The organism is Acidobacterium sp. FHG110202_01 (assembly GCF_059115305.1).
Map to the genome: position 1 here is coordinate 51,172 of NZ_JBZYWJ010000014.1, position 10,460 is coordinate 61,631.

Annotated in this window: 11 protein-coding genes and 1 tRNA gene; all 12 read right to left on the minus strand. The window is 57.6% G+C overall.

Annotated elements, in window-relative coordinates; translation table 11 throughout:
- Positions 1 to 30: 30 nt before the first annotated feature.
- Positions 31 to 4,512: a DNA-directed RNA polymerase subunit beta gene (gene rpoB, locus AC5S16_RS22570; RefSeq protein WP_493932384.1), complete on the minus strand. Its 4,482-nt coding sequence runs from the start codon at positions 4,510 to 4,512 to the stop codon at positions 31 to 33.
- Between the two features lie 800 nt (positions 4,513 to 5,312).
- The gene (gene rplL / locus AC5S16_RS22575) at positions 5,313 to 5,693 is read right to left on the minus strand and encodes a 50S ribosomal protein L7/L12 (RefSeq protein WP_493932385.1); all 381 of its coding nucleotides are present in this window, start codon (positions 5,691 to 5,693) and stop codon (positions 5,313 to 5,315) included.
- 209 nt (positions 5,694 to 5,902) lie between these two features.
- Entirely contained in the window at positions 5,903 to 6,442 is a 540-nt protein-coding gene (gene rplJ / locus AC5S16_RS22580) for a 50S ribosomal protein L10 (protein WP_493932386.1), read from the minus strand.
- Positions 6,443 to 6,543: 101 nt separating this feature from the next.
- Complete coding sequence (gene rplA / locus AC5S16_RS22585; RefSeq protein WP_493932387.1) at positions 6,544 to 7,254, minus strand: 50S ribosomal protein L1; 711 nt, start codon at positions 7,252 to 7,254, stop codon at positions 6,544 to 6,546.
- Positions 7,255 to 7,401: 147 nt separating this feature from the next.
- A complete protein-coding gene (gene rplK, locus AC5S16_RS22590) occupies positions 7,402 to 7,842 on the minus strand; it encodes a 50S ribosomal protein L11 (protein ID WP_493932388.1) in 441 nt (146 codons plus the stop codon).
- A 212-nt stretch (positions 7,843 to 8,054) separates the two neighbouring features.
- On the minus strand, positions 8,055 to 8,675 hold the full coding sequence (nusG, locus tag AC5S16_RS22595) for a transcription termination/antitermination protein NusG (RefSeq protein ID WP_493932389.1): 621 nt from the start codon (positions 8,673 to 8,675) through the stop codon (positions 8,055 to 8,057).
- Positions 8,676 to 8,704: 29 nt separating this feature from the next.
- Positions 8,705 to 8,968 carry a preprotein translocase subunit SecE gene (gene secE / locus AC5S16_RS22600; RefSeq protein WP_493932390.1) on the minus strand — a complete coding sequence of 88 codons (264 nt, stop codon included), beginning with the start codon at positions 8,966 to 8,968 and terminating at the stop codon, positions 8,705 to 8,707.
- A gap of 88 nt (positions 8,969 to 9,056) precedes the next feature.
- Positions 9,057 to 9,132, minus strand: a tRNA-Trp gene (locus tag AC5S16_RS22605).
- Between the two features lie 134 nt (positions 9,133 to 9,266).
- Entirely contained in the window at positions 9,267 to 9,416 is a 150-nt protein-coding gene (rpmG, locus tag AC5S16_RS22610; RefSeq protein WP_493932391.1) for a 50S ribosomal protein L33, read from the minus strand.
- 7 nt (positions 9,417 to 9,423) lie between these two features.
- Entirely contained in the window at positions 9,424 to 9,672 is a 249-nt protein-coding gene (locus tag AC5S16_RS22615) for a hypothetical protein (RefSeq protein WP_493932392.1), read from the minus strand.
- A complete protein-coding gene (locus AC5S16_RS22620) occupies positions 9,669 to 10,118 on the minus strand; it encodes a hypothetical protein (RefSeq protein WP_493932393.1) in 450 nt (149 codons plus the stop codon). Before AC5S16_RS22620 ends, AC5S16_RS22615 begins: the two co-directional genes overlap by 4 nt.
- A 33-nt stretch (positions 10,119 to 10,151) precedes the next feature.
- Positions 10,152 to 10,460, minus strand: a 309-nt coding sequence (locus AC5S16_RS22625; protein WP_493932394.1) for an EF-Tu C-terminal domain-related protein, incomplete at its 5' end; no start/stop codon positions are given.

A 10,460-nucleotide genomic window follows, 5' to 3' on the forward strand; every position in this document is an offset into this window, starting at 1 on the left:
GGGATCAACTCCCCGCGCAGCCCGTAGTGCTTAGTCAGCGGCTGCAAATGTCGGCAGCGGCTGTTTCTTGGCGTCGTCGCCGACCTGCTTGATGAGCTCCACGTCGAGGCAGAGCGCCTGCAGTTCTCGCACGAGAACGTTGAACGATTCCGGAACGCCCGGCTCGATCGCCGCTTCGCCCTTGACGATGGCCTCGTAAATCTTGGTGCGGCCAAAGACATCGTCGGACTTCGCGGTGAGCAGTTCCTGGAGAATGTAGGCTGCGCCGTAAGCTTCGAGGGCCCAGACTTCCATTTCTCCGAAGCGCTGTCCGCCGAACTGCGCCTTGCCGCCCAGCGGCTGCTGGGTGATGAGCGAGTACGGCCCGATGGAGCGCGCGTGGATTTTGTCGTCGACCAGGTGCGAGAGCTTGAGCATGTAGATGTAGCCCACGGTCGCCGGCTGTTCGAACTGTTCGCCGGTCATGCCGTCGAGCAGGTGAATCTTGCCCGAAGTCGGAAGTCCGGCGGCTGTGAGCAGAGCCTTGATCTCCGTTTCCTTGGCGCCGTCGAAGACCGCAGTGCCGAACCAGATGCCCTTGCCCATGCCCTTGCCGACGCGCAGAACCTGCTCGTCGTCGAGCTCAAGCAGCTGGCGCAGAGCAGCCGTTCCAGCGAAGCGCTCCTTGAAGACTTCGCGGATGGCATTGGCGTCCTGGTGCTTCTTCACGATCTCGGCAACCTGCACGCCCAGGTTGTGAGCGGCCCAGCCGAGGTGCGTTTCGAGAATCTGACCGACGTTCATACGCGAAGGCACGCCGAGGGGATTGAGAACAATCTCCATGGGAGTACCGTCAGGCAGATGCGGCATGTCTTCCTCGGGCAGGATGCGCGAGATGACGCCCTTGTTGCCGTGGCGTCCGGCCATCTTGTCGCCAACGGAGAGCTTGCGCTTCATGGCGATGTAGACCTTGACCAGCTTGATGACGCCCGGAGAGAGCTCATCGCCCTTCTGCAGCTTGCCGATCTTCTCGTTGGTGATCTTGCGCAGAACGTCGATCTGACGCGAGGTCATCTCTTCGATCTCGTCGATCTGCTCATTCACGCGCGGATCCTTGTCGTTGTAACGGATGCGCTTGAGGTTGCGGGTCGAGATGAGCTCGATGGTGTCGCGATCGAGGAGTGCGCCCTTTACGAGGAGGCGCTTGTTGGTGCGCTCATCGTGCAGGTCGGCGAGAACTTCCTTGCCGCCGAGAATAGCTTCGAGGCGCTTCAGGCGCTCGTCGGTGAGGATTCGAATCTCATCGGCGAGGTTCTTTTCAAGCTTGGCGACCTGTTCGGCTTCGATCAGCTTGGCGCGCTCGTCCTTCTCCTGACCCTTGCGGGAGAAGATGCGGACGTCGACGACGGTTCCCTCAATGCCCGGAGGGCAGGTGAGCGAGGCGTCGCGCACGTCACCGGCCTTTTCGCCGAAGATGGCGCGGAGCAGCTTCTCTTCCGGAGTGAGTTGTGTCTCGCCCTTCGGAGTGACCTTACCGACGAGGATGTCGTTGTGCTTGACCTTCGCACCGATGCGGATGACGCCGCTCTCGTCGAGGTCGCGCAGCGCATGCTCGCTGACGTTGGGGATGTCGCGGGTGATTTCTTCCGGCCCCAGCTTGGTGTCGCGCGCTTCGATCTCGAACTCTTCGATGTGGACTGAGGTGTAGTAGTCCTCACGAACGAGCTTTTCGGAGATCAGGATCGCGTCTTCGAAGTTGTATCCGCGCCACGGCATGAAGGCGACGAGGACGTTGCGGCCCAGGCCAAGCTCGCCCTGCTCGGTGCAAGGCCCGTCAGCGATCACCTGCCCCTTGAGGACGCGGTCGCCCTGACGGACAATCGGCTTCTGGTTGATGCAGGTGTTCTGGTTCGAGCGCTTGAACTTGATGAGCTGGTAGATGTCCGAACCAACTTCACGCGAGAGCTGCGTCGGATGATGCTCGCCTTCGACGCGCACGATGATGCGCTCGGAGTCGACCGAATCGACGATGCCGTTGCGGCGCGCGAGAACGACGGCGCCGGAATCGCGGGCGGTGACGCCTTCCATGCCGGTTCCGACCAGCGGAGCCTCAGAGACGAGCAGAGGCACCGACTGGCGCTGCATGTTCGCGCCCATGAGCGCGCGGTTCGCGTCGTCGTGCTCGAGGAAGGGCACGAGCGATGCGGCAACTGAAACGAGCTGCTTCGGGCTGACGTCAACGTAGTCGACTTCGCTGCGATCGACGAGGACGAAGTTACCCTGACGGCGGGCGTTCACGAGCTCTTCGGTGATGTTGCCATTCTCGTCGAGGTCGATGTTCGCCTGCGCGATGGTGTGACGGTCCTCTTCCCACGCGGAGAGATAGAACGAGAAGGGCTCGAAGTCGATGGCGCGCTTCTTGTCCTTCTTGAGCTGGTTGTTCAGCTTCAACGCTTCGGACTTTTCGAGGTGATCGCCGACGCGCATGCCGCTCTCACCGGCGTTCGTGACCTGAACATAGTCAAGGACACGGTGATCTTTCACGCGGCGGTAGGGCGACTCGATGAAGCCGTACTCGTTGATGCGGGCAAAGCACGAGAGCGAGCTGATGAGGCCGATGTTCGGACCTTCCGGCGTCTCAATCGGGCAGATACGGCCATAGTGTGTCGGGTGCACGTCGCGGACTTCGAATCCGGCGCGCTCACGGGAGAGACCGCCCGGCCCGAGCGCGGAGAGACGGCGCTTGTGCGTGATCTCCGAGAGCGGGTTGGTCTGGTCCATGAACTGCGAGAGCTGCGAGGAGCCGAAGAACTCGCGGATGGCCGCCATGACTGGCTTCGCGTTGATGAGGTCGTGCGGCATGGCCGTCGACATCTCCTGGTAAACGCTCATCTTTTCCTTGATGGCGCGCTCCATGCGCACGAGGCCGATGCGGAACTGGTTCTCCATCAGTTCACCGACGGCGCGCACGCGGCGGTTGCCGAGGTGGTCGATGTCGTCAACGACGCCGATGTTCTTGCGCAGCTTCAGCAGGTAGCGGATGGTGCCGTAGAAGTCCTCAGGAGTGAGCGTGCGGCGGTCGAGCTGTGTCGCATCCTGGCTCTCGTAGAGCTTGATGTTGAACTTCAGACGGCCCACGCGCGAGAAATCGTACTTGCGCGGATCGAAGAACATGCCTTCGAAAAGCGCGGTGGCGGTGTCGAGCGTCGGCGGGTCGCCCGGACGCAGCTTGCGGTAGATCTCGATCAGGGCCTCTTCCGGCTTGCGGACCGAATCGCGGCGCAGCGTGTTGGTGATGATGTTGCCTACGTCGTCGCGCTCAGGGAAGAAGACTTCGATGGTCGAGACGCCGCTCTGCATGATCTTGTGCAGCTTGTCGGCAGTGAGCTCCTGGTTGGCTTCGAGGAAGACTTCGCCGGTGGTCGTGTCGATGACGTCGGCGGCGGTCACGGCTCCATCGAGCTCAGCGGTCTCGATTTCGACTTCAGAAATCTTATGCGTGCGCAGCCCCTTCAGAATTGAAGGCGTAATCTTGCGGCCAGAGTGCGCAATCTCCTCGCCCTTGACGACGATGGCATGCGCGGGCTTCGCGCCGAGCAGGTGCGTTCCCTTCTCCGCGTTTTCTTCGACACCCCAGAAGAGCTTGTTGTCGCGGACGGCGATCTTGTCGACGGTGTAGAAGGTCTTGAGAATCTCTTCGTCAGACTTGAGACCGAGCGCGCGCAGGAAGATGGTGCCCAGGAACTTGCGCTTGCGGTCGATGCGGACGTAGAGAGTGTTCTTCTGGTCGTATTCGAACTCGACCCACGAGCCGCGGTAAGGAATGATTTTGCCGAGGAAGTAGGTGCGATTGTTCGCCGTCTCAAAGAAGACGCCGGGCGAGCGGTGAAGCTGCGAAACGATGACGCGCTCAGTGCCGTTGACGATGAAGGTGCCGTTCTGCGTCATCAGCGGAATGTCGCCGAAGAAGACTTCCTGCTCCTTGATGTCGCGGATGGTCTTGGCGCCGGTCTCGGCGTCCTTGTCATAGATGGTGAGGCGCACCGTCACCTTGAGCGGAGCGGAATAGGTCATGCCGCGCTCTTCGCACTCGGCCTGGTCGTACTTGAGCTGCAGGCCCACAGGGTCGCCGCACTTGTTGCAGAAGTCAGGCGTGTTCTTGTTGTAGGTGCCGCACTTGCTGCAAAGCACATCGCCGGGGTGGAACGGGTCGGTGATGACCATGTTTCCGCAATTGACGCAGGCGGTGCGCAGGTGATGGAGACCCTTCAGGTGTCCGCACTTGCACTCCCAGTTGCCGATCGAGTAGTCGACGAAATCAAGCTGCGAGATGTTGCGGAAGTCGGAGATGGGAAAGACCGAGGTGAAGACGGACTGAAGCCCGTTGTCCTCGCGCTCGGACGGCAGCTTGTCCATTTGCAGGAAGCGCTCGTAGGAACGCCGCTGTACTTCAATCAGGTTAGGGATTTTGATCGATGTCGGAATTTTTGAAAAATCGAGACGGCTGCGAATGGCGCGGTTCTCGTTCGGCATGCTTCACTCCTGGGGCCCGTTAGCTCGAGGACATTGGCATGCTGTCCGGGCCGCGCAGCATGCCTTGATAACGATTCCTGCCGCCCCGTCCTCGCTCGATGCGGCATTGAATTTTCCCCAATTCCCCGCGCCCAAAACCAGAATGGAACGCAAGGTGAAAACTTTCCCGGACTTTCCACATCTCCGGGCTTGCAACTTCAGCCAACCTCGCGGTACAAAACAAACGTCAGAGCGAAGAGCCGAAGCTTTGAAACTGCAGGCAGGGTCTAGGCAGGGCACAGTACGGTGGGCAGAGCAGGAAATGAGCACACAAACGCGAAAAGCCCGTGAAGACAAGACGTCCTACGAGCGCCACAACCGGATTGTGCACTTTTAAAATACAGAATGTTCGTTTCCCGCCGCTTTGAAACCGTGTGAATGCCGCCCTACAGCTGATCCAAATCTCGCATCGGTGAGCCCGCCGCTATCTCTCACAGATACGCCGGCAACCGCTGTGCCGGAGAAGCTTTTGAACTACTTTTCCGTTTTCGCGGCAAACTGCGCAATCGACTGCTGCGCTATGACTTACCGCCGGAACGATACCAGTAAAATTCAATTCAGCGTTCCTATAAAACAGAAGAAAACCAAGCGGAACGCGCACTTTTAATCATAGCGCATTCCGCTTTGGCATGCAAGTTGCCTGCAATCGTCCTACATTCAGGAGATGCATCAAGGCTAGAAAAGTTTCCGCCAGCACCTAAAGCCCTATTTTCTATGAACTTTAAAGGCCGCGCCTTTCAAGCCCTGACAGCAGGCTGGTCTTACTTGACTTCGATAGTCGCGACGCCTTCAAACTTCTTCTTGATGGCCTCGGCATCTTCCTTGCTGATGTTCTCCTTGAGAGTCTTCGGAGCGCCATCAACCAGGTCCTTGGCTTCCTTCAGGCCGAGCGAAGTGACTTCGCGCACGGCCTTGATGGTGTTGATCTTGTTCGCGCCGGTATCCTTGAGGATAACGGTGAACTCAGTCTGCTCAGCTGCCGCCGGGGCTGCTGCGCCTGCGCCGGCAGCGCCGGCCACGACGACCGGAGCCGCCGCTGCCGCCGAGACGCCGAGGCGCTCTTCGAGTTTCTTTACCAGGGCCGCCGCATCGAGCAGGCTAAGCCCAACGATCTGATCTTCCAACTGCTGCAAATCCGCCATGTTGTTCTCCACGTAATACTAAATTTGTTTATTGCTCCGGAAGCGCTGCCGCTCCGGTTGCCGCCCGCCCGACCTGAAGTTTCCGATGTGCCCAGACCCAGCACCCTTCATGTCTGCCTTGCGGCGAATGTTTTTTGAGTTGCTAGTTTTCAGTAGTTAGCTGTTAGTTTTTTTGCCTACAACTAAGGACTAACAACTTGTACTTGCAACTAACCAGCTGCTTCTGCAAACTTCTTCTGCTCGACTGCCTGGTTGACGACCACAGCCAGGTCGCGGCCCGTCGCGTTGATGACGGTAGCCAGACGCTGCGCCGGAGCATTGATAAGGAAGAGCAGCTTCGAGAAGATCTCTTCCTTGCCCGGCATGGTTGCCAGCTGCTTGATCTCTTCGACGGAGATGACTTTGCCGTCGACGATGCCAAGCTTGAATGTGAATTCGGCGTTGTCGCCTACCCACGTCGAGAGCGCCTTGGCCAGCGCGACCGGGTCGCCGCTGGTGTAGGCAACGGACGAAACACCCTTCAGTCCCTGCAGTGCCGCTTCTATCTGCGAGCCTTTCGAGGCGCGCGCGGCCAGTTTGTTCTTAAGCACGCGGTAACGGCCGCCTGCCTCGCGAACGGTCTTGCGCAGCTCAAAATCCTGCGCCACGGTCAGCTTGGCGAAGGTGCCGATAATGGCGCTGGTCGAGCCTTCAAGCTCGCTTGCCAGCTGGGAAACCTTCTCCGCCTTCTTTGCTTTGGTCAATGCCATAATAAGCCTCTAGCTCTTAGCTACTAGCCATTAGCTAATCTTCAAAATCCTGAATCCCTGTTATGCCAGCTAGCGGCTAGAAACTAGCGGCTAAAGCTGCCTTACGCCTTGGCTGCCTGGTCGGCGATCGCGTTGTCGAGCGAGATGCCGGGGCCCATGGTCGAGCTGAGCGTGATTCCCTTGATGTACTTGCCCTTGGCTGCTGAAGGCTTGGCGCGCATCACGCTGGTAATGACCGTGAGCGCGTTGTCGATCAGCTTCTCCGCAGGGAAGGAAATCTTGCCCACGGGAACGTGCACCAGAGCCGTCTTATCGGTACGGAACTCGACCTTGCCGGCCTTGATTTCCTTGATGGCCGAGGCAACATCGGTGGTTACCGTGCCCGTCTTCGGGTTGGGCATCAGGCCGCGAGGGCCGAGCACCTTGCCGAGGCGGCCAACCGACTTCATCATGTCGGGGGTGGCAATCAGGGCGTCGAAATCCGTCCAGCTTTCCTTCTGGATCTTCTCGACCAGCTCTTCGCCGCCGACAATGTCGGCTCCGGCAGCTTCCGCTTCGCGCTGGCGCTCGCCGGTGGTGATAACCGCAACCTTCTTGGTCTTGCCCAGTCCGTGCGGCAGAACTACTGTGCCACGCACCATCTGATCGGCATGCTTAGGGTCGACACCCAGACGAAGCGTCAGGTCGACCGTCTCATCAAACTTTGCGAACTTCACTTTCTGCAGGAGCGGAACCGCATCCTGGAGTGCGTAGGGGCGCTTTTCTACAGCCGCACGCGCCTTCGCAACATTCTTGCTGACTTTAATAGCCATGAATCCTCGTCTCCCACCGCACAGTCGATGCTGCCTGCTGGCCGTGGTGCTGTTGACCTACGTCTCCAAGCTGGCACTCGAAGACGCATCGTTGATTATGGCACACATTTCCCGTTTTTCCTACGATAAATGTGCTGGGCGGCCTTCTTAGGCCGTAACTTCGATTCCCATCGAGCGGGCTGTGCCCTTGATGCTCTTCACGGCGGCTTCGACGGAAGCGGCGTTCAGATCGGGCATCTTCTGCTTGGCAATCTCGAGCACCTGGGCCTCGGTTACCTTGCCGACCTTGTTCTTGTTCGGAGTGCCTGAGCCCTTGGCCAGATTTGCTGCCTTCTTGAGCAGCACAGCGGCCGGAGGCGTCTTGGTGACGAAGGTGAAGCTGCGGTCGACGTAGACGGTGATGACGACCGGGATGATGAGGCCGGCCATCTCCTTGTTCTGCGTGCGCGCGTTGAACTGCTTGCAGAACTCCATGATGTTGACCTGGGCCTGGCCAAGTGCCGGGCCGACCGGCGGCGCAGGAGTGGCCTTGCCGGCTTCAATCTGGAGCTTTACCTGAGTCTGAACTTTCTTTGTTGGAGCTGCCATTACTAAAAACCTTTCTTAAAAGCAGCCACTAGCTTCTAGCCGTTAGCTGCCAGCCAAATTCTTTTGTTTTCCTGCAGCAGAGCAGCTGTTCAGAGGTAGAAGACTCTTGAACCTGCTTCTGCTATTTACGTGAGCTGAAGACTCACGTCCGCGCAGCTTTTAAACCGAAAGCCCGTAGCTGACAGTTAGAAGCTAAAAGCTGCTTTAATCTTTTAAACTACCTTCTCCACCTTGCCGAACTCGAGCTCGACTGGGGTGGAGCGGCCGAAGATCGTCACCATCACCTTGAGGGTCTCGCGGTCTTCGTTGACCTCGTCCACCACGCCATTGAAGTTGGCGAACGGCCCTTCGGTGATGCGTACCGATTCGTTCTTCTCGAACTTGATCTTGAGCCGCGGCTTTTCCTTGGCAACTTCGGTACGGAAGAGGATGGAACTGACCTCTTCTTCGCTCAGAGCGACCGGGTTGTCGCCTGTGCCCAGGAAGCCGGTGACGCGCGGCGTGTTCTTGATGACGTGCCACAAGTCGTTGTCGAGGTCCATCTCAACCAGGACGTAGCCCGGAAGAAAGACGCGCTCGACAGTACGCTTTTTGCCGTTGACGAGCTCAGTGACCGGCTCGGTGGGGATCATGACGCGGCCGATTCTGTTCTGCAGGCCGAAGGCCTGCACGCGCGTCTCGATCGACTCCTTCACCTTGCGCTCAAAGCCCGAGTAGGCGTGGATGATGTACCACTTGAAGCGCTCGTTGGCTGGTGGCTCGAGCTGCTCGGGGGGTATACCGCCGGTATCTCCGGCTCCTCCGACGTTTTCGTTTTGGATCTCTTCCGCCATGTTCCTTCTTAGTTCCTCGATTTGAGGGATTACTGCGTGCCGCCCAGCCAATGCAGCAGCCACTTCAGCGCGCTGCCGAAAATCGAATCGACAACGTAAAAATACGCCGCAAACACAAAAACGGTCACGATCACAACGGTCGTGGTGGTCTGCACCTCAGTACGCGAGGGTGTCACCACCTTGCGCATCTCGTTGCGCACATCTTTCAGAAAATCAGTGGTGCGCGTCAGGAAGCTTCCTACGCGATTCGGTTCGCCACTTTCGTTTGTTGCCAGTGCAGCCGCTTTTGCCATTGACTTTTTCTTTTCCGCGACGGGCATGATGCCCTACCTCTACGACCTATCCATTGTAGGATGGCCGTGTCTTTCTCGTTCAAAAACCTGGCAGGGGCGGAGGGATTCGAACCCCCAAGTTCGGTTTTGGAGACCGACAGTTTAACCGTTGAGCTTACGCCCCTGGACTGGCCGTCCAGGCATACGCGCCTTCGGCGCCCTGAACTGCCAAAACCTTATCTTTAGTACGCCGAGGCACAGCACTCAGGTCTCAGGGCTCAGATTTCTTTGCTGTGCCCTGTAACCTGCGCCCTGTGACCTACTTTGTTTCTTTGTGGTCGGTGTGCTTGCGGCAACGCTTACAGAACTTCGAGAATTCGAGACGGCCGGTGGTCGTCTTCTTGTTCTTCGTCGTCGAGTAGTTGCGTTCCTTGCACACTCCACATTGCAATGTCACAATTTCGCGCATTCTTTTATTATCCCTTCAATCCGATAACTTTGCCTAGACCACTCGGCACATCAATGCCGAGAATATATTCCCATCGCAGCAGGAACAGGTGCGTCTGATCCTCCCGCTGTAAACGAATCCATAGACCTAGGTCTTCTGATTCCTCTACAGAAACAGAAAGCAAATGTGACTCAGGCAAGCCTACACCAGCAAGTTCAAGTATTTGTTTCCCGTCTTCTGTCAGCAGAACTGCTATTGTTTGCCCCGCTAATTTCACGAAGCTCTCGCTGTCCAGCTGGTTGGAAGACTAAAATCTATGATTCGCACAATTTGCTCTTCAGCAGTTTTTGATCCGAGCTCCAATAACTCGTCTATCAAATCTTCAGAAACAAAAATGAGCGTATCAGAGCCATTTAAGCTAACTTCAAATCGGTATTTCCCATCGAGCGTCTTCAGCCAGACTTCTACAACCTTTAATCCGGGAAATTTCTGCGATGCCAATCTCTCAATTAACTGCGCAGCTTGACCTGCTTTCCTTTCAAGGTTCTTCTGCTCTAAGCCCAAAGCATAGAGAGTTCTAGCGTAAGATTCCTCACTTAATCCTATGTGCCTTGCGGCAACTTTTTGCTCTTCCGTTAAGACTGGAAGCTCTTCGATAGGAACAGCCTGGGCACACTTCCAATTTTCGAGGGTTGACCGATTACCGTCTATGCGAATATCCATTCTGCCCCCGTCAAAGAGAATACTATCGCTGCGTCACTGAAGAATCTCGCTGATGGTGCCGGCGCCTACGGTTCTGCCGCCTTCGCGGATCGCGAACCGCAAGCCCTTCTCCATCGCCACCGGCGTGATCAGCTCGATCTCCAGCGCGATGTTGTCCCCAGGCATGACCATCTCCGTGCCTTCAGGCAGCTTCGCTACGCCCGTCACGTCCGTCGTGCGGAAGTAGAACTGCGGACGGTACCCGTTGAAGAACGGCGTGTGGCGTCCACCCTCTTCCTTCGACAGCACGTAAATCTCCGCCTTGAACTTCGTGTGCGGCGTGATCGATCCTGTCTTTGCCAG

Bases quoted from the DNA above. Each gene is read 5' to 3' on its own strand.
- secE (WP_493932390.1), bottom strand. From the start codon at position 8,968: ATGGCAAAAGCGGCTGCACTGGCAACAAACGAAAGTGGCGAACCGAAT.
- rpoB (WP_493932384.1), bottom strand. From the start codon at position 4,512: ATGCCGAACGAGAACCGCGCCATTCGCAGCCGTCTCGATTTTTCAAAA.
- rpmG (WP_493932391.1), bottom strand. From the start codon at position 9,416: ATGCGCGAAATTGTGACATTGCAATGTGGAGTGTGCAAGGAACGCAAC.
- rplK (WP_493932388.1), bottom strand. From the start codon at position 7,842: ATGGCAGCTCCAACAAAGAAAGTTCAGACTCAGGTAAAGCTCCAGATT.
- rplL (WP_493932385.1), bottom strand. From the start codon at position 5,693: ATGGCGGATTTGCAGCAGTTGGAAGATCAGATCGTTGGGCTTAGCCTG.
- rplA (WP_493932387.1), bottom strand. From the start codon at position 7,254: ATGGCTATTAAAGTCAGCAAGAATGTTGCGAAGGCGCGTGCGGCTGTA.
- rplJ (WP_493932386.1), bottom strand. From the start codon at position 6,442: ATGGCATTGACCAAAGCAAAGAAGGCGGAGAAGGTTTCCCAGCTGGCA.
- AC5S16_RS22620 (WP_493932393.1), bottom strand. From the start codon at position 10,118: ATGGATATTCGCATAGACGGTAATCGGTCAACCCTCGAAAATTGGAAG.
- nusG (WP_493932389.1), bottom strand. From the start codon at position 8,675: ATGGCGGAAGAGATCCAAAACGAAAACGTCGGAGGAGCCGGAGATACC.